This is a genomic window from Arcticibacter sp. MXS-1, from assembly GCF_041902385.1.
In the GTDB taxonomy this organism is placed as follows: Bacteria; Bacteroidota; Bacteroidia; order Sphingobacteriales; family Sphingobacteriaceae; genus Arcticibacter.
On sequence record NZ_CP169244.1, the window covers coordinates 1,713,600 to 1,738,983 of the forward strand.

General features: G+C 48.6%; 22 protein-coding genes. 16 read left to right on the forward strand and 6 right to left on the reverse strand.

Annotation, left to right across the window (positions count from 1 at the left end; translation table 11 throughout):
- Nucleotides 1-36: 36 nt before the first annotated feature.
- Genes rpsB through rplM form a run of 3 tightly spaced genes read right to left on the reverse strand, consistent with a single transcriptional unit; the run spans nucleotide 37 to nucleotide 1,738 of the window.
- Nucleotides 37-873, reverse strand: coding sequence for a 30S ribosomal protein S2 (rpsB, locus tag ACES2C_RS07360; RefSeq protein WP_374166330.1), 837 nt, complete (start codon nucleotides 871-873; stop codon nucleotides 37-39).
- Between the two features lie 18 nt (nucleotides 874-891).
- Entirely contained in the window at nucleotides 892-1,278 is a 387-nt protein-coding gene (gene rpsI, locus ACES2C_RS07365; RefSeq protein ID WP_374166331.1) for a 30S ribosomal protein S9, read from the reverse strand.
- Between the two features lie 16 nt (nucleotides 1,279-1,294).
- Complete coding sequence (rplM, locus tag ACES2C_RS07370; protein WP_374166332.1) at nucleotides 1,295-1,738, reverse strand: 50S ribosomal protein L13; 444 nt, start codon at nucleotides 1,736-1,738, stop codon at nucleotides 1,295-1,297.
- Between the two features lie 402 nt (nucleotides 1,739-2,140).
- On the opposite strand from rplM, the gene ACES2C_RS07375 reads away from it, so the two are divergent.
- From ACES2C_RS07375 to ACES2C_RS07400, 6 genes are all read left to right on the forward strand, one after another.
- Entirely contained in the window at nucleotides 2,141-2,956 is an 816-nt protein-coding gene (locus ACES2C_RS07375) for a polysaccharide biosynthesis/export family protein (protein ID WP_374166333.1), read from the forward strand.
- A gap of 11 nt (nucleotides 2,957-2,967) precedes the next feature.
- A complete protein-coding gene (locus ACES2C_RS07380) occupies nucleotides 2,968-5,310 on the forward strand; it encodes a GumC family protein (protein ID WP_374166334.1) in 2,343 nt (780 codons plus the stop codon).
- A 159-nt stretch (nucleotides 5,311-5,469) separates the two neighbouring features.
- Nucleotides 5,470-6,906, forward strand: a complete 1,437-nt coding sequence (locus ACES2C_RS07385; RefSeq protein WP_374166335.1) for a glycosyltransferase — start codon at nucleotides 5,470-5,472, stop codon at nucleotides 6,904-6,906.
- Nucleotides 6,907-7,065: 159 nt separating this feature from the next.
- Nucleotides 7,066-8,061, forward strand: a complete 996-nt coding sequence (locus tag ACES2C_RS07390) for a polysaccharide pyruvyl transferase family protein (RefSeq protein WP_374166336.1) — start codon at nucleotides 7,066-7,068, stop codon at nucleotides 8,059-8,061.
- A gap of 149 nt (nucleotides 8,062-8,210) precedes the next feature.
- On the forward strand, nucleotides 8,211-9,656 hold the full coding sequence (locus ACES2C_RS07395) for a flippase (RefSeq protein WP_374166337.1): 1,446 nt from the start codon (nucleotides 8,211-8,213) through the stop codon (nucleotides 9,654-9,656).
- Between the two features lie 66 nt (nucleotides 9,657-9,722).
- Nucleotides 9,723-10,637 (forward strand): glycosyltransferase family 8 protein, encoded by a 915-nt coding sequence (locus ACES2C_RS07400; protein WP_374166338.1) that lies wholly within the window; start codon nucleotides 9,723-9,725, stop codon nucleotides 10,635-10,637.
- On the opposite strand, the gene ACES2C_RS07405 is transcribed toward ACES2C_RS07400, so the two are convergent.
- Genes ACES2C_RS07405 through ACES2C_RS07415 form a run of 3 tightly spaced genes read right to left on the reverse strand, consistent with a single transcriptional unit; the run spans nucleotide 10,600 to nucleotide 13,933 of the window.
- Nucleotides 10,600-11,499: a beta-1,6-N-acetylglucosaminyltransferase gene (locus ACES2C_RS07405; RefSeq protein WP_374166339.1), complete on the reverse strand. Its 900-nt coding sequence runs from the start codon at nucleotides 11,497-11,499 to the stop codon at nucleotides 10,600-10,602. The two genes, ACES2C_RS07400 and ACES2C_RS07405, sit on opposite strands and share 38 nt — an antisense overlap.
- A gap of 37 nt (nucleotides 11,500-11,536) precedes the next feature.
- On the reverse strand, nucleotides 11,537-12,487 hold the full coding sequence (locus tag ACES2C_RS07410; RefSeq protein ID WP_374166340.1) for a glycosyltransferase family 2 protein: 951 nt from the start codon (nucleotides 12,485-12,487) through the stop codon (nucleotides 11,537-11,539).
- Between the two features lie 18 nt (nucleotides 12,488-12,505).
- Nucleotides 12,506-13,933, reverse strand: coding sequence for a lipopolysaccharide biosynthesis protein (locus tag ACES2C_RS07415; RefSeq protein WP_374166341.1), 1,428 nt, complete (start codon nucleotides 13,931-13,933; stop codon nucleotides 12,506-12,508).
- Between the two features lie 214 nt (nucleotides 13,934-14,147).
- On the opposite strand from ACES2C_RS07415, the gene ACES2C_RS07420 reads away from it, so the two are divergent.
- The 10 genes from ACES2C_RS07420 (at nucleotide 14,148) to ACES2C_RS07465 (ending at nucleotide 25,120) form a co-directional block, all read left to right on the forward strand.
- A complete protein-coding gene (locus tag ACES2C_RS07420) occupies nucleotides 14,148-15,170 on the forward strand; it encodes a glycosyltransferase family 2 protein (protein WP_374166342.1) in 1,023 nt (340 codons plus the stop codon).
- 39 nt (nucleotides 15,171-15,209) lie between these two features.
- On the forward strand, nucleotides 15,210-16,259 hold the full coding sequence (locus ACES2C_RS07425; protein WP_374166343.1) for a hypothetical protein: 1,050 nt from the start codon (nucleotides 15,210-15,212) through the stop codon (nucleotides 16,257-16,259).
- Between the two features lie 17 nt (nucleotides 16,260-16,276).
- Nucleotides 16,277-16,738, forward strand: a complete 462-nt coding sequence (locus ACES2C_RS07430) for a hypothetical protein (protein WP_374166344.1) — start codon at nucleotides 16,277-16,279, stop codon at nucleotides 16,736-16,738.
- 29 nt (nucleotides 16,739-16,767) lie between these two features.
- Nucleotides 16,768-17,328, forward strand: coding sequence for a glycosyltransferase (locus ACES2C_RS07435; RefSeq protein WP_374166345.1), 561 nt, complete (start codon nucleotides 16,768-16,770; stop codon nucleotides 17,326-17,328).
- Nucleotides 17,329-17,364: 36 nt separating this feature from the next.
- Complete coding sequence (locus tag ACES2C_RS07440) at nucleotides 17,365-17,748, forward strand: hypothetical protein (protein WP_374166346.1); 384 nt, start codon at nucleotides 17,365-17,367, stop codon at nucleotides 17,746-17,748.
- Nucleotides 17,749-17,771: 23 nt separating this feature from the next.
- Nucleotides 17,772-18,719 (forward strand): O-antigen polymerase, encoded by a 948-nt coding sequence (locus tag ACES2C_RS07445; RefSeq protein WP_374166347.1) that lies wholly within the window; start codon nucleotides 17,772-17,774, stop codon nucleotides 18,717-18,719.
- Entirely contained in the window at nucleotides 18,694-19,782 is a 1,089-nt protein-coding gene (locus tag ACES2C_RS07450) for a glycosyltransferase family 4 protein (protein WP_374166348.1), read from the forward strand. Before ACES2C_RS07445 ends, ACES2C_RS07450 begins: the two co-directional genes overlap by 26 nt.
- Before the next feature lie 37 nt (nucleotides 19,783-19,819).
- Complete coding sequence (locus ACES2C_RS07455) at nucleotides 19,820-20,962, forward strand: glycosyltransferase family 4 protein (RefSeq protein WP_374166349.1); 1,143 nt, start codon at nucleotides 19,820-19,822, stop codon at nucleotides 20,960-20,962.
- Between the two features lie 180 nt (nucleotides 20,963-21,142).
- On the forward strand, nucleotides 21,143-22,498 hold the full coding sequence (locus ACES2C_RS07460) for a sugar transferase (protein ID WP_374166350.1): 1,356 nt from the start codon (nucleotides 21,143-21,145) through the stop codon (nucleotides 22,496-22,498).
- 105 nt (nucleotides 22,499-22,603) lie between these two features.
- Nucleotides 22,604-25,120 carry an SLBB domain-containing protein gene (locus ACES2C_RS07465; RefSeq protein WP_374166351.1) on the forward strand — a complete coding sequence of 839 codons (2,517 nt, stop codon included), beginning with the start codon at nucleotides 22,604-22,606 and terminating at the stop codon, nucleotides 25,118-25,120.
- Nucleotides 25,121-25,384: the final 264 nt, after the last annotated feature.

Consider the following 25,384-nt stretch of genomic DNA (forward strand, 5'->3'; position numbering starts at 1 on the left):
TCCCCGAACACACAACCTTCAACCCACAACAAGTAATTATTCAGCGCTTTCGTCGTTCGCTTCAGTTTCTGCAGCAGCAGCTACCGGGCCTTCACGACGGGCAGGAGCATCTTCTCTGGCTTCGCCATTATCGATTCTTGCCTTAGAAGCAGCAGCTTCTTTTTCAGCTTCGTCTTCCTTCTCACGTTTACGTTCGTCAAGACCTTCCTGAATTGCCTTAATGATCAGACCAGTGATCAAAGAGATTGATTTGGTCGCATCGTCGTTCGCAGGGATCGGGAAGTCGATGTTAGAAGGATCAGAGTTGGTATCTACCATCGCGAAGGTAGGGATATTCAACTTTAACGCTTCAGTAACCGCGATATGCTCTTTCTTTACGTCGATCAGGAATAATGCAGCAGGCAGACGGTTCAGGTCAGAGATACCTCCCAGGAGGTTTTCCAACTTGATACGTTCGCGCTGGATCATCAGCTTTTCTTTCTTAGAAAGTACATCGTAAGTGCCGTCTTTAGTCATCTTGTCGATGTTAGACATCTTCTTGATCGACTTGCGTACGGTAGCGAAGTTGGTAAGCATACCACCTAACCAACGCTCAGTAACAAAAGGCATGTTAACAGACTTAGCCTGTTCTGCAACGATGTCTTTAGCTTGCTTCTTGGTTGCAACAAATAATACTTTACGACCTGACTTTACGATCTGTTTGATTGCAGCAGCAGCTTCTTCAACCTTGGTTAAGGTCTTGTTTAAGTCTATAATGTGGATGCCATTACGCTCCATGAAAATGTACTGAGCCATTTTCGGATCCCATTTGCGGGTAAGGTGACCAAAGTGTACACCTGCATCCAATAATTCCTGATATGTTGTTCTAGCCATTGTTTGATCCTCCTGAAATTAACGTTTACTAAATTGAAATCTTCTGCGTGCTTTTCTGCGTCCTGGTTTCTTACGTTCAACCATTCTGTCATCGCGGGTCATTAACCCTTTTGCACGGAGACCTGATTTAGCTTCCGGATCTAATTCAACAATAGCTTTAGCAATTGCTAAGCGAACAGCTTCTGCCTGGCCTTTAACGCCACCGCCAGCAACGTTAACAGTCACGTCAAACTTTCCGGTAGAACCTGAAACTTCTAATGATTGGTTAACGATGTATTGCAATGGTAAAGTTGGGAAGTATTCTGTGTAATTTTTACCGTTTACAGTAATAGTGCCGCTGCCTTCGGTCAGATAAATACGGGCAACTGCAGTTTTTCTTCTTCCTGAAGTGTTTGTAGTTGGCATTTCTTTTCTCTTTTAATTAAAGTTTGATTTCTTTCGGATTCTGTGCGCTGTGCGGATGTTCGCTTCCTGCATATACATACAGGTTGCCAAATAAGGCACGGCCCAAACGATTCTTAGGTAACATTCCACGTACCGCTTTTTCAATGATGCGTTCGGGATGTTTCGCCATCAACACTTTAGGAGAAACGAAACGCTGACCTCCGGGATAGCCGGTGTAACGAACATAAGTTTTGTCGCTTAGCTTGTTACCGGTCAGTTTAACCTTGTCTGCATTAATAACAATAACGTTATCGCCGCAGTCTACGTTTGGGGTGAATGTAGGCTTGTGCTTTCCGCGAATCATCATCGCGATCTTGCTTGACAAGCGCCCCAAAATCTCGCCCTGAGCGTCAACAACTACCCATTCTTTGTTAACGGTCTTTTTGTTGGCTGAGACAGTTTTGTAACTTAACGTATTCACTTGCTTGATATTAAATTAATTAAACAAAATAGTATACCCCATAAATTGGGATTGCAAAGATAGATCAAAATGTTTAATATTCAAACACTTGGTTTATTTTTCATAAGAGCCGGTCCGGTGAATTACGGACATGATACGTTTTCCGGCGCCCAGGTTGAGCGCCGCGGCAAGTTCAGAGACATAAAAGGACCCCGGGCGTGCTTTCAGATTTTTTTAATCGCCAAATAATTTTTAAAACTAATAGGAATTCATGTTGTTAAACTTTCGCAAATGCGAGTAATAAGACACACAAACGTTACATCATTGTCCAGCTCCGGGATGGCATAGTATGAGGGCCAGTAATTCAGATAAAGGTAACGGTTCACTTCTTACGGTTTTGCATCTATATCACAATTGACTTATATGATCAGAAAGCTATCGTATCTAAAATTTGTACTTGTTTTATTTCTCTTTTCCTCCTGTATCAGTCAAAAAAGAATCACTTATTTTCAGAAGAATGGCCAGCCTGATACAATGCGTCTGGTGCAGGCCTTTACTCCGAAGATCCAGCCTGACGATATTTTGTCGGTTTACGTGAATTCACTTAACCCGGCGGCCAGCAGCTTTTTTAATCCTTATTCCAATGGCGTAAACGTGCAGCCGGAAGACGCGAATCTGCTGGGTACTACCTACAGTGCCAGTACAGCCACGCGCGCTGCGCAGAATATCACGCCCGGGTTCCGGGTTGATGAGAAGGGAATGATTGAAATTCCGCTTGTCGGAAGGTTAAAGGTTGCAGGTCTCACAACCTCTCAGGCGCGCGACACGATCCGGGTACTTCTGAAACCATTCCTGAAAGAGCCAACCGTTAACGTAAGGTTCCTCAATTTTAAGATCTCGGTTATGGGAGAGGTTGCCCGTCCGTCCACCTACCTCATTCCCAACGAAAGAATTACGCTTCCCGAAGCACTCACCATGGCAGGCGACCTCACCATCTTCGGTAAAAGAGAGAATGTGATGATCATGCGAGAGACCAACGGAGTCAAGGAATTCGCAACAGTCGACCTTACAAGAAGAGACCTGTTCAGTTCGCCCTATTATTACCTGCACCCGAACGACGTGATCTACGTCGAACCGAGCCGCGGCAGAAGTGCACAGACGGACCGGTCTTTTGCTAACATCTCAATGATATTTAGCGGTTTATCCATTATCGCAATTTTAATTCAAACCTTTAGGTAATACTACCTGCTATGAATACTACTACTACTCAAGTGCCAGGAGCTGTCTTAGAAGAAAATGACGAGTTTGATCTGCGCGGGCTGATATATAAGTATGTTCACCACTGGCGATGGTTCCTGTTTTCAATTCTTTTCTTTTTAGCGCTTGGATTCATTTATATACAGTTTCAGAAACCGAGTTACCGGATAGAAGGAAAACTTCTCATTAAGAACAATGATAAAGCAGGAGCAGCAGACGCAGCCAGTAAGCTTAATGACCTGGATCTCTTCTCATCCGACAAGGTGATAGATAACGAGATTGAGATCATTAAGACCAAGTCGCTTCTGGAGCGCACAGTAAAAAACCTGAACCTCCAGGTGAATCTGTACGCCAAGGATGGCCTGCGGTATATAGACTTGTATGGAAAAGCCCCCATAAAGGTGGAGATGGTCAAGGAAAATGCAGAGACCTTTGCCGATTATATAGAGATTGAGGTCGTTTCTGCCTCTCAGGTCCGTATCGACAAAAAGGCGTATCCCTACAATAAGATCGTTTCAACTCCGTACGGGTCTTTTGTAATCCGGCCTGATACCCGCCTCAGTCAGTACACTGGTGCCACAGTATATCTTAAGGTCAATGATCTGGAAGGAGCCATACAGCAATACAGCGACAATCTTAAAGTTGAGGCAGGCAGCGGCAAGTCAAGTGTGCTCTCCCTGAGCATCTCCGATGAAGTTCCCCAGCGCGGCAAGGACTTTATCAACAACCTGATCGAAGGCTATAACCTGGATGCTATTGACGACAAAAACCGTCTCACTGCCACATCCCTGAAATTTATAGAAGACCGGCTCAACGTGATCGCTTCAGAGCTTTCGGGAGTGGAAAGGAACGTTGAAGCCTATAAATCGAGCAATCAGATCACCGACATAAGCTCCCAATCGAAACTATTCCTCGAAAGTCTGCAGCAGAACGACCTTGAGCTGAATAAGGTGCTGATCCAGCTGAACGTCTTGGAGCAGATTGAGAAGTATGTAAGCAATGGGGAAGGAGGGGCCAAGCTGCCCTCCACGATGGGCCTTGAAGACCCGACCTTGCTGGGCCAGGTGAAGCAGCTCAGTGAAGCCCTGAACCGCAGAGAAAGCCTGCTTAGCACCATACCCGAGACAAACCCCATCATCCAGTCGATCGACGCGCAGGTAGAATCGCTCAAGAAATCCATTTTTGCCGGTGTACAAAATATCAAGTCGGCTCTGACCATCACCAGAGACAGGCTGAAGAGCAAGAGCTCGCAGTTTGAAACAGTGATCCGCAGAGTCCCAACAAAAGAACGGGGGCTGCTCGACATCATGCGCCAGCAGGAGATCAAAAACAATTTGTTCATTTACCTTCTCGAGAAGCGGGAGGAAACGGCACTGGTGCTGGCGTCAAACGTGGCCGACACCAGGGTGATTGACGCACCCAGAAGCGGCCGCTTCCCTGAAAGTCCCAAAAAGAAAGTCATTTACATCGTATTCTTCGCTTTGGGCATATTCCTGCCGATACTGATCATCTTCCTGCGAGACCTGATGGGATATAAAGTATCAACAAGAGCAGAGATCGAGAAGTTGACCAACGCCCCAATTCTGGCGGATGTTGCCTATTCGGCCGACCGGACCGTTCTTTCGACAATAGAGAAGCCGCGGTCCATCATCTCCGAGCAGATCAGAGCGTTGCGGACCAACCTGCGCTTTACCAGCGGGGGCAAAGACCGTCAGACCATTCTGTTCACTTCCAACATCAGCGGCGAGGGCAAGTCCTTTATTTCCCTTAACCTCGGCTCCAGTCTGGTAGCCTCCGGAAAGAAAGTGGTGATCCTGGAACTAGACCTGAGAAAGCCAAAACTTCATCTTAACCTCGGTATGGACAACTCGCTGGGGCTGTCGAACTACCTGATTGGGCAGGCTCCCTACGACCAGATCGTGAAAGAGATACCGCAGCAAAAAGGCTACTATATCATCACCAGCGGGCCCCTGCCTCCAAACCCGGCAGAGCTCCTGACCAAGCCGAGTCTCAGATCGCTGATCGAGCGGTTGAAGGATGAGTTCGACTACGTGCTGCTCGATGCCCCTCCTGTAGGCCTGGTAACGGATGCGCAGATCATAGCTGACCTTGCCGACTCCACCATCTTCATTGTGCGCCATAACTATTCGGAGAAGCGGGGCCTGCAGTATATTGAGCGTCTCTATAAAGACAGGAAATTTAATAACCTCAATCTTGTCTTTAATGCAGTAGATATGAAGACTTCACACGGCTATGGCTATAGCAGTGGAGAAGGATACGGTTACTACGCTGATAGTAAGCGTAACAAGTCCTGGATCAGAAGGATCTTCGGATAAATAATAGTACCCTCCGCCGTAGTGCGGAGGGTAGTTAAGTTACTGCCAGCCAATACACCACCATCATATAGCACATGCCGGTGCTTCTTTTCGCTCCCTCCATTTTGTTGGAATAATTTTTGCCGTCCTTCCGCCGAATTGTCTGTAAATCTGAATTAAATGCGAGTACTGCATGTGGCGTGGGGGTTTAAGCCCTTTCGCTCTGGTGGCCTTATCGAGTACGCCGAGGATCTGATGGAGATCCAGTTAGAAAAAGGATATGATGTGTTTTATTTTTGCGCCGGCCGCTACGACATTTTTGTAAAGGGGCCGAAGCTGAAACGCTGGCAACACAAGAGAGGATATCCGGTCTATGAGCTTATTAACCCCCCTATACTAAATGGGGAGGAGCTGGGTACAAAAACACCGGACATTGAAACTTCAGAGCCTCTTAGCGAAGCATTTTTTACGAAGCTACTTGCTGGCTTGAGACCTGACGTGGTTCATTTTCATGAATTACAAGGCTTGCCCACTTCTCTTATATCGATTTGCAAGAGCCGGGGAGTCCGCACCATTTTTACAACGCATGATTTTTTTCTCATCTGTCCTACTACAAAGCTCTTCTTGCCGGACGGCCGTCTCTGCACGCTTAAGGGCGAAGAGTTGTGCCAGGAATGTGCGAACTGCTCAGTGCAAGCCCATCATCAGGGATTTAAAATCCAGGCTAAGCTAAGCTTCCGCACGTACTTCACCAGCAAGCAGTTCAACATGATAAAGAAGCTGCTGGCCCTTCTCGGCAGGAAAAATCCGGTGAAAGTCACACCACTGCAGCCGGTTCCTCCCTCATCTGGCTACCTGCAGCGGCGTGAAGAGAACATTCGCAATCTGGAGATGGCAGACGTGATTCTGGCCAATTCGGCGAGGACAGGCGAGCTCTACCGGCACTATTCATCGTTTGAGAACCTTCGCCTGCTGCACATCACCCTGCGGCATATCCACAGAATGCGGCCGCTCGTGCTGGAGGCGGTCAACAGCACCCATCCGGTCATCACCTTTGGCCTGAGCAATGTCATGTCTACCTCCCTGAAGGGGCGCGACCTGATGCTGGAGGTCTTCGATCTCCTGCAGGAGAATATAGCGGACTATCCGTGCCGCTTCGAGTTTGTAGTGTTGGGTAGGCTTGACGATCCTGCATTTCTCAAACCCTATCCTTTCGTGAGGTATGCCGGTCCATACGAGGTGGATCAGCTAGATAAGGTTCTTCAGGCAAATAAAATCAAGGTAGGGATCGTACCCTCTATGTGTGAGGAGCCTTTTGGATTAGTGGGGATAGAATTCCTCGGAAAGGGGATTCCTGTAATCGGCAATAAAATGGGGGGAATAACCGATTACGTCATCAACCATGAAACCGGATGGGTAAATGAACGCAATAATGCAGAAGGCCTTGTATCCATCATCCGGCATATCCTCGCCCATCCTGCCCAAATCAACCAGATTAACCTGAACCTGATCGGGAACCGCTCCAAATATATTAAGAGCATGGACCAGCACTTTCATGAGATCGACGTCATATATAAAGAGGGACAACTAAGAAGCAAAGCCTCTCCTTCTCTTTGACGGCAGGCACCGGCGTTTTTTTAAGTTGTAACAGAACAATCCGCGTGTTTGTCTGTTAACATTGCTAATGAGTAATTTTTGCGAAAATCTCATTAATTGTAAAAGTAATTTCTCAATTTTGAAAAAAAAACGCTATTTTGCGTGTAAACAACATCATCTATGAAGTACGGAACAATGACCTACATCTCCAGCCTTGGAGTGTACAATGCCGGAGACTACATTCAAAGTCTGGCAGCGATGCAATACTTGCCGCGCGTAGATTCCTATCTGAACAGGGAGCAGCTTGACAAGTACCAGGGCGATAAAATTAAGATGATTTTAAATGGCTGGTTCATGCATATGCCCGAGAATTGGCCGCCCTCACCGCAGATCGATCCGCTTTTTGTTTCATTTCATATGAACCATCATCTTGAAGATGCCATGCTGAAAGACGGGAAGGCAGAGTATCTGAAGAAATTTGGTCCTATCGGTTGCCGTGACCTGTTCACTGCCAATAAATTGCAGAAATACGGAATAGACGCGTACTATTCCAGCTGTCTTACCACTACCCTTGATCTGAAATACAAGAGCGAGGAACAGGACGGAAAGGTCTATGTGGTTGATCCACTATGGCTCTATCCCAACTCTGCAAAGATATTTTCTAACTATCGTACCTTTCTGAAATCGTTCCTGAACGGTGATATAATGAAGATCAATAGCGTGCAGAATACGCTGAAGAGCCTGTTCACTAAAGATGTGCTGGCTGATGCGGAGTATCTTACCCAGGTATATCCCGAGCATGAAAGCGAGGAACTACGCTTTAAAAGAGCGGAAGATCTGCTGCATAAGTATGCAAAAGCACGGCTGGTCATCACTTCCAGGATTCATTGCGCGCTCCCTTGTCTCGCTCTGGGCACTCCTGTGATATTCCTTAACAGCGGGTTCCACAGTGTAAATGACCAGTGCCGTTTCGACGGTATTGTTGATATTCTGAACACCATTAATATAGGCGACGACGGAGAAATTTCCTCTAACTTCGACTTTAAAAAAGGCGATAAGATCAGTCTGAAGGACCGCATTCTTAACCCCACAAGGAACGATAGAAACGCGGCGCTGCTCAAAGCGAGATGCTCAGCTTTTATTAACGAAAATCTGACAGTGCTCGAAAACCAGTAAAGACTTTTTATTGTTAGAGCTTAGAATTAATTCATCGGGGCAATTGCAGGTTTGTGCAGCGCAGAGCCTGCAATTGCTTTTTATAAGTCTGCTGTTCATCAACAGTGCGACAGAATTAAAGCTTGAACACATGAAACAGATTTACTAGAATGAGTCTCAGAAAGAACGTTATTTACAATTTTATACTCACAAGTTCCAACGTACTATTCCCACTTATCACCTTCCCATACGTAGCCCGTATCTTATCCAATGACAGCTACGGCCGGATAGCGTTTATCGACGCCTTCACCGGATACTTCCTTGTTCTGGTCAGCCTTGGTATCCCCACGTACGGAGTCAGGGAAATATCCAGGGTGAAAGACCAGCCCGAGCGTTATTCAAAGCTGGCAGTAGAGCTGGTCAGTATTCAGTTTGTACTCTCGCTAATTTTCTCAGCGATTTTTCTGGCGTTAACGTTATGGGTGCCTTCACTGCAGCAAAATGTGCCGCTCGTACGTATCGCTTGTTTCATTATTGTTTTTACTTCCTTCTCAATGGACTGGTTTTACCAGGGAATCGAGAATTTTGGTTATGTAACCAAGCGTTCCCTTTTCACTAAAGTTCTGAACGTTGCAAGTATTCTTATTCTGGTAAAGGCCAACGAAGATTACTACATCTATTACCTGATTTCCGTGCTGACTGTCGTAGTTAACTCGTCCTGGAATTTCATCTATTTCTTAAGGAAATATTATCACAGCTTTAAAGAGAAGCTCGTTCTCCTGGGCCACTTAAAGCCTCTGCTCATCTTCTTCACCATAAACGTTTCAGTGAGCGTATATGCGGTGCTTGATACCATTATACTGGGGCTTTACACCAGCCCGGCTACAGTAAGTCTGTACAGTGTGCCGCTCAAGCTGGTCAAGATGTTCTGGGTGCTCGTAAACGCGGCCGGGGTGGTATTTATCCCGAGGGTGGCTGCCCTCTTTGCGCAGAAGGACGAAGATGCCATATCGAGCCTTATTCAGAAGTCAAATAACATCGTCTTCCTCTTAACCATTCCCTTCTCAGTCTTGTGCTTTTTCTTCCCGGCAGAGATCCTGTTTGTGGTCTCCGGCGACAAGTACCTGCGATCGGCCGATGCCTTGCGTATCCTGGCCCTGGCGCCGCTTATTATCGGTTACTGCAGCGTCCTGGGTTCTCAGTACCTGCTCCCAACCGGGCAGGAGAAGAAGGTGCTGACCGCAACAGTAGGCGGACTCATCGTTAGTCTTGCAGTCAACTTCTCGCTCATTCCCTACTTAGGGCATATCGGGGCGGCAGTAGCCTGTATATTGGCCGAGTCGACAGTATGTCTGATGGTGTACCGGGCTGCCGCTAAAAAAGCAAAGATCCGGCTTGACCGCTCGCTGCTCGCTCTGATCGGGGTCAGCCTCATTGTGAGTGTAACTGCGGGGCTTGTCCTTAGGGCCTATGTGCACCACTTCCTGTTGTTACTTATTATCGGCGCAGTGTATGTGATCACTTTTCTGGCGTTGCAGCTGCTGCACTTCAGGAACGAGTTTGTGTTTACATTGATGGGCGATGCCCTGCCGTGGAAATTTCAAAAAAAAGTTTAGGTAAGGTGAAGCTGCGTGGTTTTACCCCCGATGCAAGTCCAAAATAATACGTAAACAGAATAGCCTATGACAACTTTAAATGTAATTTTTACCATTGACGAGCGGTTCCTCCAGCACTTCAGTGTCACCCTGTTTTCGCTGCTCGAGAACAATAAGGATCTCCGCATCAGGGCCTTTGTGATACACAATATTGAAAAGGAGGCCGCCCTTGACCGCTTACGCGAAACAGCGGACCTCGTGGCTGAAAAGTACAACGCTTCACTTGAAGTTGTTTTCTTCAACGATTCTGTTTTCGATCATTACAAAGTTGCACCTCAGTTTTCAAAGACGGTTTACTACCGGCTCCTCATCACCGAGCTGGTGCCGCAAGATATAGACAAGATCCTTTTCCTCGACTCCGACATTGTTGTTACCGGATCACTGAAGGAGCTGGCAACGATGGAGTTCAAATACCTGGCGGCCGTGCAGGACTTCTACGGCGATACCGTTGCCGATACCCTGAACGCTCTCGGCTTTCCTGTAAAAAAGTATTTCAATGCCGGGGTCTTACTCATCGACGTAAAGACCTGGAGGGAGGAGAACATTTCGGCAAAGCTCATCGAACTTGCCGACGAGTACATGAATCGCATTGCCTGGTGGGATCAGGACATTCTAAACATGTACTTCCATGATAAGTGGCACGTTCTCCCTGGCAAATACAATGCGCTGTTCCTGAACGAAAAACTTCCCGAAACTCCCCTCATTATTCATTATGGCGGCACACACAAGCCCTGGATGTACACTCACGACCATCCTTACAAAAGCCTCTACTGGAAATATATCAGGCTCACTCCCTTTAAAGACGCCCGTTATCCCGACTATAGCCCGAAGGAAGTCATGCGGAAGGGCTACATCAAAATGCTCAACCTTTTTGGCCTTCGCAATGCAGGGAAGCACAAGCGCCCTACTGAAGAGCCTCAAAATAAGAAAGTTCTTCAGTAGTTCCCTCTTCCGTCATTTCATACACACGTTCAATTACCCCGGCGTCTACGGCCGGGTCAAATTTGCGTGCGAACAGGGCGTCCGTGTGTTTCAGCTCCTCAAGGTTACTCTGGGTAAGGATCCTGGGGTTGGCCACGCAATTGGTCCAGTCAGTATATCTCAGGTCACTGTTCCTCAGCGGGAGGTCCGAAGTCAGCAAGATCGTTTGCATCCAGATTTCATCAGCACAATTGGTATATCTGAACGACTTAAGCACCTGCGGGTTATCGCGAACGTAATTCACAAGATAGGTTAATGCTTCCCGGTTTAAGTTCACCCAGGTCCATCCGCCATAATAAGGCAGGGACAGAAGTTTCCGTTTAAGCCCGGTCAGCTTTTGCAAATACCTCAGTACAGCCATTGATTTTTTCGCAACAAAGCCGACCGCGTTCTTTTTGAATTCAAAGCCATAGTAGTACCAGAGTCGGGTATATCCCCCTTCAAAATCCTCCTGCCAGGCTTTCCTGGGCAGTGCCTCGTAGTCAATAAAGCTGTACTGGCGGTTCTTTTCCAGGAAATTCCTGATGTAACGGTTCGACTTAACGGGCAGGTCCTGCCCGCTGATGAGTACATGGTAATCATAGTCCCTGCCGGCTACAGTGGTAAACAGCTCCAGTTCAGCCTCTATCTGCTGATAGGAGGCCCAGGTAACTTCGTGGCGCCTTGTCAGGTAAACGTTCGGGTACTTTTTAAAAAAGCCTTCATCCACGTCCCATTTTTTGTCGAGATGAAGGAACACGTCGAAGTCGCTGGTTAGCCTGGCCAGAAGGCGGTCCAGTTGCTGAAGGTTCTTATGTGCTAAAATCAGGATGGCGATCTTCATGTCAATGGATTTTTAAAAGCGTTGAAAGGCTGTTTCCTCAGGCACTCTTCTGGCGCGCCCTGAGCAGGTGATACGTTTCGTACAATGCCCTGTACGGCTCTCCCGAGGGAACAGAATGGAGCAACAAGTGTTTAAATCCGGTCAGCAGGCTCCCGTACCTCAGATGATAAAAGGCCTCGTCCAGGCCAAGCAGATGCTTCTGTTTCCTTACCAGGCTTCTCACCTGCACATCCGGCAGGTTCAGCTTCTTTTCTTTGTCCCATCTCTCCATGACACTGATAATTTCACGTCTCACCGCCGGTTTAGACAACATCATTTCCTTGTATTTACGCGTGGTCTGCATCTCGTGGTTCCTCACCAGCAGCTCCGTCCCCGGCCGCGCGTCATAATGGAAGGAAAAGCCCATTAGTGCAGCCCTGTACCAGAATTCCCAGTCCTCAAAACCATAGCTCGCCTTCAGTCCCCCTATTTTTTCAAAGATGGTCTTCCTGAAGAGGGTACATCCTGGCGTAAAAAAGTTATCGTCCATCAGGTTATCAAGCAAAAGCTTGTTCTTGCCCGAAATGCGCGGCTTCTTAAAGATGGGAGTCACTTCCTGCTCCTTCATCGGCCCGTGATCATCGAAATAAATGACGTCGCCATATACCAGATCAGCATCAGCTCTGCTCTGCAGAAACCCGGTATGAAGCGCCAGTTTCTGCGGGCTCAGCTTATCGTCGGCGTCCAGAAACTGAACGTACTCGCCTCTCGCTTCTCTCAGTCCGTGATTGCGCGCCGCTGAGTGGCCTGAGTTGGGCTGACGGAAATAGCGAAACCGGGGATCGCGGCCGCTGAAGTTGAGGGCCACCTCTTCGGTCCGGTCGTTCGAGCCGTCATTCACAATAATACATTCCCAGTCACTGAAGGTCTGTTCCGAAATACAGTGGAGTGCTTCGGATAAATAATGTCCGTAGTTGTAGCAGGGAATAATAACAGAGACTAAGGGCACTGAGGTCATATTTTGAATTTAAGACGCGAAGTTGAAACGTTTCACCATTTTTCTGGAGAACGAAAACAGGTAGGCGACCAGCTCCCTGTTAAAAACAATTCCAATCAGGAGTGCTGCTACCACCGAGATGATCTCCACATATTTATTATCCAGGAACGCAAGCCAGATAAAGAGGATGCTCAAACCAAGCAAAAGGAAAAATAAAGGATAGTTCACGTGAACCTTGAAGAAGGACCGCGTCTGGTAGAGCCTTACGGCATACATCACCAGGAAGCCCAGAGCGCTTCCTACTGCCGGAGCAAAAAGGCCAATTTCCTTAATCAAAAGGAAGGTGACCGCGATGTTCACCAGGCTTCCGTAAAGGGAAGTGGTAAAGACGCTCGACGTCTTCTTGGCGCCCAGATAGGCTACCCCGAAAAAGCCTGAGAAAGAAGAAAAAGCCACACTGAGGTACAGCACCGGCATATAGCGCCAGGCGTCGAAATAGGCGTTGCCGATCAGATGCGTCACCATAAATTTGGAGACTGTGGTCAGGAAGATCACCATAGTAAATTCCAGCACCATATAGGTATTGAATATCTTCGAGTTCATCTCCTCCTTTCCCTTGTCATGCAGGGTGCTCATCGCGTGGTCCTGCCAGGAAAGCATGAAGATGGAATTTACGATGATGATGATGGACGGAAACTTGTTGGCGATTGCAAAAACCCCGTTGGCTGAAGCACCCATGCTGTAAAGAATAATAAATCGGTTCACCTCATTGATGAGCCACCAGCTGATCGTATTAGGGATCAGGGGCCAGGAGTACCGCACCATCGATTTGAGCTCCCGCATGCTGAAGAGGGAAGTATCAACAAATGACAGAAGTCCGCTCTTAAACACGATCCAGGCAAGCGTGATTACATTAGCAAGGATCATCGAAAGCAGCAGGGTTTCCAGCGTCATTTTGGAGAGGTAGAGGAACAGGATATTAAAAAATAACACCAGGACGATATTCACAATGCCTCCCATCGAATAGAGGGTGCTTTTTCCAAGTCCCCTTACCGTCTGCATCAAAAAAGGCTGAACACAGCCCACCAGCATAATGAAAAAGATATAGACGGGGTGCTGCAGATTGATAAACAGGGAGGCGATCATGAAGATCACGCAAAAGACCAGGGAGTTTAAGCCCAGCAAGGCGATGCCGTTCGTCACCGCGGCTTTCTTTTTCTGTTCATCCTCCTGCTCTTCCACCAGCCAGCGGTAAGCCGCATCCGCAATCTGGAGGGTAATAAACGGAACTGCAAGGCTCAGGGAGGTGAGGATCAGATCATAATAGCCCAGATCGGCCTTGGTAAGGTAGAACGAGTAGATAGGCACCAGCGCAAAAGACAAAAGTTTGGAGCCGAAATTTCCTATAGTATATATAAATGTATTCTTAAGCAGCAGATCTGACTTGCTCTTCATCATTCTTAGTTTTAGTACCGGCCTTAACCCGCCCGCTATCAGGCAATTCGCACCATGAGTGGTTTGAATTTTTTACGCAGAATTCACTTTATTTTAATAAAAACCAGTCTTTATTATGTTTTTCTTTAAAATTCGTGCGTAGATGTAATAAACTGTTAATTGTTCTTAAAACTTCTTTTCGTCTTTTTTGTTTCAAAAAAGCAAAGGAGAATTTTTGATGCCTAGAATAAGTGTAGTACTACCCGTTTATAACGCTGAAAAATACGTCGGTGAGGCGGTAGACAGTATACTTGCTCAGACTTACAAAGACTTTGAGTTACTCGTTATTAACGATGCGTCGACCGACCGCAGCCTGGAGGTCCTGGAACAATATAAAGACCGCAGGATCCGGCTTATTAATAACGAGGAGAACCTGAAGGTGGTCAAGTCGCTTAACAAAGGCATCGACCTGGCTCAGGGTGAGTTCATTGCACGGATGGATGCAGACGACATCTCGCACCCTCTCCGGTTCGAGCGTCAGCTGAATTACCTGGAACGCAATCCCGATATCGACATCTGCGGTTCCTGGGTCCAGACCTTCGGATCAGAACATCACATATTAAAAGCAGCTGTTGAGCACGAGCATATCAGGGCCAGGCTGTTTTTTCTCAATCCGATGTTCCACCCCGCTATCATCTTCAAACGCGAGAGCTTTAATAAGCACAAGCTGCGGTTTGACGAGCAGTATAAGAATGCAGAGGATTACGGAATGTGGGTAAACGCCATCGACCTGCTTACGTTCGGAAACGTTCCGGAGGTCCTTCTCAAATACCGGATCCACACCACCAACGTGTCCGTGCTCAAAGAAAGCAACAAGGCGATGCTCGACGATATTCACTTTGGCATTTTCCGCTTCTTCTTAAGGAAGCTTCGCATCGACGCTACTGAGCGGGAGTTATGGATGCACAGGAAGCTCGGGCTGGTATCAGTAGGGCGGCTTGACGGCTCTGCCCTGTGTGAATATCTGCATTGGCTAAAAAAGCTGGTGCTCGCCAACAACGAAGTCGAATACTTTGAGAAGAAGCATTTTCGAAACGTCGTCATCTCTTTCATATTCTACCTCGTTAAGCAAACGGCGCCCCGGGGTAAAGCCCTTTTGATGGCGCTGAACACCTTCTCAGATATCTACGGCTATAAAGACTGCATCAGGTTCTTCTCAGACCGTGCGAAGGTTAAGCTGGCCAGGGCGGCTTCATTTTAATGCGCATGGCCGGCGCAAAGACAAATCTATATTGAAAACATGACTCACTCATCCAAGCGGAAGAAGTATCAGTTCTGCATATTCGAGCAGAACGAGGAAACCAGGAACTCAGCGGCCACCAAGGCGGTGCTCGACTGTAATTCCGTCTTTTCAGAAGCCGGATACACCGACTATACCGTTACGTTTAACAACAACTCGCGTCGCGGAGCCGCTTTTTATCTGGCAGCATTCCGCGAAATAGTAAAGCTGCTGCTGGGAGTCAAACGAGGCTCGCTGATCGGTGTCCAGTATCCCATTCTTAATAAAGTTTTCAAGTACTTTATTTTCATGGGAAGGGCAAAGGGCATCCGGTTCTTTGCCGTCATCCATGATATCGAGTCACTTCGTCTGGGTGCCAAAGATGCGGGAGCCGTAAAAACGGAGGCCTGCAACTTCAACCATTACGACGCGCTGATCGTTCACAACGACTCCATGAAGCAGTGGCTGCGCGATCAGGGAGTGACCATCCCTCTGGTATCCCTGAAGGTGTTCGATTACCTTGCCCCCGAAAGAACAGCGCCCGCTAAAGCGCCCCACGTTCCTTCCCGCATCGTATATGCCGGTAATCTGTCGAAGAGCACATTCGTTTACAAGCTGCCCCAGAACGGACGCTGGAAGTTTAATTTATATGGCCCCAACTACCTCGAAGGCAAAAGCAGCGGAGAGAATGTCGTCTGGAAGGGAGTATATCCGCCGGATGAAATAGCACAACGCCTTGAGGGCGACTTCGGCCTCATCTGGGATGGTACGGAAACCGATCGGTGTGACGAAATTATGGGGAACTACCTGCGCTACAACAATCCTCATAAGTTCTCTCTTTATCTCGCTGCCGGGCTGCCCGTCATCGCGCCTGCCGGCTCTGCCATTGGCAAACTGATCAGCGAGCATCAGATTGGGATCCTGGTCAGCAGCCTTGCCGAACTCGAATCTCTGTCTGTCAGTCAGGAGCAATACGCGGAATTTGCAGCCAACTGCCGGGCATTAGGCACCCGGGTACGTTCAGGGCATTTCCTGAAAGAGGCACTGCAGCAGATAGAATCTATACTTTAAAAAATGAACATCAAGGAATGATAAAAATTGGAGTAGATGGCCGACTTTTACAAGGTAAATTAACAGGAGTAGGGAAGTTTGTCCTGAATCTGCTGGAGTATATCTGCGCAAACGACACGCGGTTCTCCATTTCGGTGTATACCAATAAGCCGCTCGAATGTGCGTTCCGGTCAGAGCGCATCCGGGTATTCGTCGATGCCCCGGTTTATGCAAAAGTAAAGCCGATGGTATGGTCCAAATTCCTGCTGCACCGGCTGCTGAATCGTGACCAGCCCGATATTTTCTTTGCCGGCGACGCGCTGGTGCCCCTTTTTATCGGTAAATGTAAGATCGTCTCACTCGTTCACGACTTCAATCAGATGATCGCCCCTGAAACCATGAGTACCCTGAGGCTGATCTCCGACAAGCTCTTTTACAAGAAAGATATCTTCAAAGCCGACCTCATCCTGGCAAACTCGGGGGGACCGCCGACAAGCTGAATCACTATTTTGGCAAAAAGGCAGACCTGGTGGTGTTCCCCTTGCTTGATCCCTGGTACAGGCTGGTCGACAAGGACCTTGCCCGGCAGCGGCTTGCTGAACGGCAGATCACCTATCCCTACATCCTCACCGTCGCCACGCAGGAGCCAAGAAAAAATTTGGATAAAACAATTCGGGCCTTTATTGCTTTAAAGAGAAATGGAGAATTGAGAAACTACAAATTGCTGCTTGTGGGCTCAAAAGGGTGGAAATCAAATTCGGTACAGGACCTCATCAATCAGCACAAGGAGGATGTGTTGTCTCCCGGCTATATTGAAGACGAGCTCATGCCCTTTTTATATGCCGGGGCAGATGTATTTGTCTTTCCGTCCCTGTATGAGGGCTTTGGCATGCCGGTCAGGGAGGCGCTCTTGTGCGGAACAAGGGTGGTCACCTCCGATATTCCGGAACTGCGGGAAGCAAGTTTTAACCTGGCAGAGTATATAGACCCAAATGATGAGCTGATGTTGCAAACTGCTATCAAAAAAACCCTCGATCATCCTTCCGGGCCCGTTATCGACGAGCTGCAGAAAAAAGGGAGATCAGCTTGATCGGCTGATCCCCGCCCTTGTTTATATGATGAATTAATGGATTACTCAGAATACTTCGGTGGTGCACTCCGGTTTAATACACTGTTTATGTGTATTAATTTCATTTTAATCATAATTTTCTTTTACTCGTGGTACCGCTCATATAAGCGTACAGGCTGGACTATAGACTTCTGGCACGTTACCTTATTCCTCAATTACTTCCTCACGTTCCTGCTCATGTATCCCTTTTCTACGGCCGAGCTGAACTCGCTCGTGATCAGTGAGCGAAACCTGATGATCGTCAGGAAGGCCATTGACTCGGCCTATATCATTTCCCTGGTGGGCTATATGTCGGTCTTCCTGGGGGAGCTATATTCCGGTACTACAAAGAGGCCACACCCATTTACTGGTTTCTCATCAGGCCCGTCAGGAATACGGTAGGCGAGCTGTATACGCGCCTGGTGGTGAACCGGAAAGTAACGCGCACCGTTTGCTTCTTTTATTTCGGAGCGCTTCTTTCCTCTCTATTCTTTGCCTACCGGGCCGGCATGCTGAACGACCCCCGCGGCTTCTATGCGCAGAACGATCAGTTTCGCTTCCTTTTTAATTTCGTTAACTCCCTCAGTGGCATCGTGAGCAGTTTCCTCGTAGTCAGGATCATGCAGTTTAATCTGCGGTCTGATAAGTTGCTGCTTGTTCTTTTCCTGCTCGTTACCCTGTTTATCGGGTCTCGCGGAGGTATTATCAGCCCCCTGATCGGTATTTTTACCGCCTATGTTTATTACCGTAAGCAGGGAAGGATCAAGCTGGGCAAGGTCCTGTTCTTTGCCCTGGTGGTCCTGGTGCTCATCATGGCGCTCAGCTTCTTCAGGGCGGGTGAGTTTTCCGCGTCGGTAATGCTTAGCGCCTTTTCGTTGCAGGTGTTCTACGGCAACTCCTTCTCAGACCTGCGCGATTTTTCCTGGATACTCTCCGTGTGGGACGGAGTCCACTTCTATGGAAAAACCTATCTCGCTGCCTTTATGTCGTTTATTCCCAGTAGTATATCCGAATTCAGGTATCAATGGTCGATCGGGAAAGTCACAGCCGTTATGGCGGGCTACAGCCCCAAGGAACACCCGGGCTTGCGGCCAGGTATGTTCGGCGAGTCTTATTTCAATTTCGGCATCGTGGGTGTCATCCTGCTTGGTATCCTGCTCGGCTATGCCTGGAAATACTTTGACCATAACATACGGAAATACGCCTATACAGATAATAAGATCGGCGGCTTTGTAGCGGGGGTGTCAACCATGTTTATTGGGTCACTCTCCATCACAGCCGGGTTCTTCGGTATCTACGTCGTTATTGTTGTTTACTGCTGCTTATACCTTTACAAACTGTTCCTGAATGTCTACAAGAAAACTACTGCTTGATGCAAGAATGATCAATTCTTCAGGAATAGGCACTTACCTGAAGAATGTCATCCCCGGGCTCCGCAAGGAGGTTGAGCTGGCCTTGCTGGGTAATCCCGACGAGCTGAGTGCGTATGCAGACAAGGAAGAGATCATCAGGTTCTGCGCGCCTATATACTCCATCCGTGAGCAGGGCATAGCGCTGAAGCACCGCGGTGCCGATGTATTCTGGACACCCCATTACAACGTGCCGCTCCTTTCACCAGGCAGCAAAAAGAGGCTGGTGACCATACACGACGTTTTCCACCTGGCTTACTTCAACCAGCTCACTGCCGCCCAGAAGCTCTATTCCCGGCTCATGATATCTGCTGCCGTGAGTTTGAGCGATCAGATCATCACTGTTTCCCAATTCTCCAAAGAAGAAATTGTGCGGCACACCGGCTGCAAGCCTGATAAGATCAAGGTGATCTATAACGGAGTTCGGACTGAGCCGGTACTGAAGGATCCTGCCGGCATCAGGGCCCGCTATCGGCTGCCCGAAAAATATCTTTTGTTTGTCGGCAACGTCAAGCCCCACAAAAACCTGAAGAAGCTCCTCGAGGCCTACCTGCTCCTTGCCCCCTCAGTCAGGGAAGAGTTCAAGGTGGTGATCGTCGGGAAAAAGGAAGGCTTCATCACCGGCGACTCCGGGCTGATCTCGATGGTATCCTCCACACCCGAGCTTTCAGGAAACATCCACTTCACCGGCTTTGTAGCCGATGAAGACATGGATTCCATCTATGCCCTGGCCAGCCTCTTTGTTTTTCCATCGCTGTACGAGGGATTCGGGCTTCCGCCGCTTGAGGCCATGCTCAACAAGTGCCCCGTCCTGTCCTCCAGGGCAGCCTGCATGCCCGAGGTTTGCGGTGATGCAGTCGTCTATTTCGACCCGCTCAACGCCGCTGAGCTTAGCGAGAAGATCACCCATACATTAGCCGACGGCCAGCTGCGTAAGAACCTGGCAGAGAAGGGCAGCATGCACATCCGGAAATTCAGGTGGGAAAGCTCGGTCGATGAGCATCTCAGGCTGCTGCGTTCCCTGTAGGGCCGCAGCAAGAAAATAACAGATAAACGATACACAGATGTTAAAAGTAGCTCTTGTACAGGAATGGCTCACCGTGATCGGCGGGTCAGAGAAAGTGTTTAAAGAAATAGCAGCCCTTTTTCCACAGGCCGATATATACACCCTGGTGGCTATGGACGAAACCATTCAGAAGCTCGGCTTCCAGAACCGCCGCGTGCATACCTCCTTCATCCAGAACCTGCCCATGGCAAAGAAGAAGTACAGGTCGTACCTGCCCCTGTTTCCGCTTGCCATCGAGCAATTTGATCTCAGCGGATACGACCTGATCATCTCGTCGTCTCACGCCGTTGCCAAGGGAGTGCTGACCAACTCCAACCAGCTCCACATCTGTTATTGTCATTCACCCATCCGCTACGCCTGGGACCTGCATCATCAGTATCTGCGGGAGTCGGGACTGCACAAGGGGCTTAAAGGCTTTCTCGCCAAATACCTCCTGCACCGCATCCGCACCTGGGACATCATCAGCACCAACCGCGTTGATCATTTTATTTCCAACTCCGACTATATCGGCCGAAGGATCAAAAAAGTATACGGCCGCAGCAGCAAGACCATTTACCCCAATGTGGCAGTTGAAGACTTTGACCTGGTGAGCAACAAGGAAGACTACTATTTCAGCTGTTCCCGTTTTGTTCCCTACAAGAAAATGGACCTCATTGTGCGAGCATTCGCCGGTATGCCCGACAAGAAGCTCATCGTTATCGGGGGAGGCCCCGACTTTGAGAAGACCAGGAAGATCGCCACGTCCAATGTCACCATGATGGGCGAGCAGCCCTTTTCGGTGCTGAGGGAACATATGTCAAAAGCCAAAGCGTTCCTGTTTGCCGCAGAAGAAGACTTCGGAATTGTCCCGGTTGAAGCCCAAGCCTGCGGAACGCCGGTGATCGCCTATGGTAAAGGGGGACTCAAAGAGACGGTGGTTCCGGGTGTAACCGGCATCCTGTACGGCGAGCAAACAGAAGAGGCGCTGCGGGCAGCCATCGCCCAGTTCGAACAGAACCCCTCGGCTTTTGATCCGCAAGCCATACGCGAGCATGCGCTCCGGTTTTCAACGGCCCGGTTTAAGGCCGAGATCTTTGCCTACATCAACAGCCATCTGCCTCAGACGGCAACTTCAGTTAATACAGCTGCTGCACTTTTTTAAAGAATGGGTCTCGGTTTTTTTAATGCGGTACAAGGCATTAAAACGCCCTTTTCATCGCTGTTCGTCAACCCTGTTTACATCAGTTTTTGAGAAGTTTGAGGTAAAACTTCAGTTTTTTTGAATTTTTTAAAACCGTCACGGGATATTCTTGTTAAATCCATATCTATCAACATTGATCCTATGACAACTCGCTACTCACGCTATCTGCCAGCGTTCACGTACATCAGTGATCTAGTCTTGCTAAATGTGGCTCTCGGAATCGCTTACACAACAGGGCAGCAGTTTTCCGGTTTCCTTCACGACTACTTTTCCGTTTACGCGCTTATCAGTAACCTGGTATGGCTATTAGTCTCGCAATTGTCAGGAAGTCACATCCTGCGCCGCCCTCTGGTGCTGCGCGATCATGTGAACAAAATCCTGCTTACGCTCACGTATCACCTGGTGCTGGTATTAGGCATCCTTTATTTTCTGCGGCGTTTTCAGGTCCCGGTCAGCATTCTTTCGGTCAGTATATCCTTGTTCTTCCTGTTTATTGTGATGCACCGGTCGATCATCTTTTTTGTGCTCGACTATATCCGCAAGAAAGGATTTAACCTCAAGCACGTCGTCATCCTGGGCGATAAGGACATCGCCGAGCGGCTCGTTAAGTCATTTGAACAGCACCCCGAATACGGATACAATTTTATCAAGTTCATATCCAAGGATGAGCTGGAGCAATCTACACTTACGCAGGTCACCGATCTGATTAAGGCAAACAAGGCCGAAGAGGTGTTCATCTGTTATAAGGAAGTCGACAGCGGTTTCGTCAGAGAACTGATGAAGGAGTGTGCCGAAGACTTCATCCAGGTGAAGCTTGTTTCCGACCTGTTCCTCGAGAACAGCCATGCACATCTGGTCAACTATAACGGTATTCCGGCACTGGCCATCACGCCCGAAGGGCCAGCAGAAGTCAAGATGAAAGTGCTCAAACGGGCATTTGACCTGGCGTTTTCCAGCATCGTGATGTTCTCAGGTCTTCCGGTGTTCGTGCTGCTTGTCATCATTACCAAGTTCACATCACGCGGCCCCGTATTCTACAAGCAACAACGCATCGGCCTGCAGGGCAAGCCATTCTATATCTACAAGTTCAGGAGTATGTACATTGATGCCGAGAAGTTCGGTCCGCAGCTTTCCAGCGGCGATAACGATCCCCGCATTACCAAATGGGGAAGGATCATGCGCAAAACCAGGCTCGACGAGCTGCCCCAGTTCTGGAACGTGTTCAAAGGCGACATGTCGGTAGTAGGCCCCCGTCCTGAGCGCCAGTATTTCATAGAGCAGATCATCGAACGTTCGCCCGACTACAAGAAGCTCCTGCGTATCAAGCCAGGCATCACATCGCTTGGGCAGGTGCAGTACGGCTATGCCGAAAACGTAGAGCAAATGTGCCACCGGATGCGTTATGATCTTGCGTATCTTCGCAAAGTGAACCTCAATTCAGACATTAATATCATCCTGCAGACCGTCATGGTGATGATCCAGGCCAAGGGTAAGTAATGATCTTGCTCTCATTTGAAATAATTCACCCCATTTTATACGGTAAATATTATCTTTGCCGGAATAAGAGGGGAGTCCCTTACTACCGGGGCTAAATATTTAAAAGTGAGACCTATAAGATTTATACGAGTATTTGCATTACTTATCACCTTATTCCTGGCATCGGGACTGAGGGCGCAAACCAGTCAGGATTTCGGCAGTATCCGGGTGGATGAGCTCTCCGATACGCAGATCCGGCAGTTCATGGCACAAGTCGAAGCTTCCGGACTAAGTGAAGCCCAGCTGGAGCAGGTAGCTCTTGCGCGGGGAATGAGTTCAACTGAAATTCAGAAGCTGCGTCAGCGGGTAGATAAGCTGAAAGCTGGTGACGCCCAGAAGGGTGGCAGTCAGAATCAAAAAAGGAGCAGCGCTGCAGGCAGCAGGGGCCAGCAAGGTTCGTTTGGTCGGCAGTATAACGGTGACGCGAATACCTTCGATGATTCCCTCCAGTTAAAGCGCGACACGCTCACGCTGGCCGAGAAGAGCCTGGCAGGCTTAAAGTCGAAGATCTTCGGGGCCGACCTGTTCCGCAACAGCCGCTTAACTTTTGAGCCCAATCTCCGGCTCGCAACCCCTAAGAACTACCAGATCGGTCCTGATGACGAATTGCTCATCGACATATACGGCTACTCAGAAGCCAGCTATCAGCTAAAAGTATCCCCCGAAGGAACCATTAACGTCCCTTATGTAGGAGTGATCGCTGTGAGCGGGATGACCATAGAACAGGCATCCTCCAGGATCCGCTCACGCCTGGCCACCATATATTCCGGATTAAAGAGCGGTAATACATCAGTAAGCATCGCTATCGGAAATATTCGCAGCATCAAGGTCATCCTCACCGGCGAAGTTGTAAAGCCCGGTACCTATACATTACCCTCGCTGGCGACGGTTTTCAACGCCCTGTATTCCTCAGGCGGGCCTACCGAGAACGGATCCTTCCGGCAGATTGAACTGATCCGGGCGGGAAGAAAGATTGCTACGCTCGATGTGTACGACTTCCTTTTACACGGAGAATTTAAGAACAACTACAGGCTGCAGGATCAGGATGTGATCCGCGTACCTCCTTACCATACACGCGTAGAGCTGGTTGGCGAAGTAAAAAGACCGGGCATCTACGAGATGAAGAGCGGCGAGAAGCTTGCCGACCTGATCCGCTTTGCCGGTGATTTCAGCGAGCGCGCCTACAGGGCCAGAGTGAAGGTGCTGAAGAATACGCCAACAGAAAGAAGGATAGACGACGTCACTTCCGATCAGTTCGCCCTCTACCAGCCCGCCAGTGGCGACAAGTACTTTGTAGACCATATCCTCGACCGGTTTGAAAACCGGGTGACCATAGAAGGTGCAGTATTCAGGCCGGGACAGTTCCAGCTGGAAGCCGGTCTTACCTTAAAGCAACTCATCCAAAAAGCCGAAGGGCTGCGCGAAGACGCATTCCGCAACCGCGGCTATATCACGCGTATCAAAGAAGACCTGCAGCCGGAGCTCGTTTCATTCGACGTTGCTAAGATCTTGTCGGGTGAACAAGCCGATATCCCGCTGCGCCGCGAAGACGTGGTAACCATCTCCTCCATCTTTGATTTAAAGGAAGAATACAACGTACGTGTCGAAGGAGAAGTACAGCGGCCCGGCCGCTTAAGCTACGCCGAAGGCATGACCCTGGAAGACGCAATCATCCAGGCAGGGGGCCTCAAAGAGAATGCAACGCCTCAGCGCGTAGAGATCTCCCGGAGGATCAAAAGCAGTGACGTGACCTCCGAGTCGGCCCGTACAGCCGAGATCTTCCAGGTCGACATCAGCAAAGATCTGAAGGGAACCGCATCTAAATTTGTATTACAGCCTTTCGATATCATAGCCGTACGGCCAGCCGCAGGTTACGCCGTTCAGCGGCAGGTAAAAGTAGAAGGAGAAGTATTATACCCCGGCGTCTACTCCATCACCCGCAAAGACGAACGCATTTCGGATATCATTAAAAGAGCCGGAGGGTTTACAGCGTATGCGTATGTAGAAGGAGCATCGCTGAAGCGGCCGGGGTCTGGTCAGGACACGCTTGACGTCAACCGCAAGATGAACAGAGACCGGTTAAAGCAATTCCAGCGTCTTCAAAAGCGCGTGAGCGATACACTTAAAGCCGATCTGAGCGAGGAAGCATTGCGCAATGATTATGTAGGTATTAACCTTCCCCGCATACTGAAACGTCCGGGTAGCAAAGATGACCTTTTCCTCGAAGAAGGCGATATTCTGAGTGTGCCAAAGCAGCTGCAGACGGTAAAAGTAAGCGGCGAAGTGTTATCGCCTGTAACCGTAGTTTACTCCGGCAATAAGGGATTCAAACGGTACATCTCCAACGCAGGAGGGTTTAGTGATAAAGCGAGGAAGCGAAGCGCATACATTATCTATGCGAACGGATCAGTAGAAAGCGCAAGCAAGTTCTTGTTCTTTAATAACTATCCCGCGGTAAGACCAGGAGCAGAGATCTTTGTGCCGAAGAAAGCAGAGGGAAGAAAGATGACACCGGGAGAGGTAGTTGGAATAACGAGTGGACTGGCATCTTTGGCGGCAATTATTGTAGCGTTATTTAGGTGACGTATCCAAGGGAGATAGATAAGTTTAACTCTGACTTGTCTTTTTAGTGTTTCAATTAAAGCGTTAAATGTTTTACGAAATGCTCACTTCAAGTGAACGGGCCGTCACAATTTAAAATATAATTTTATGTTACCGGAGAATCATGTGAATGATATACGTGGAACTAAAGATGAAATTTCGCTTAAAGAGTTCATCTTCAATATTCAGGAGTGGTGTAGATACTTACTCAGCAAGGGGCTTTATATTTTAGTTTTTGCGGCTTTA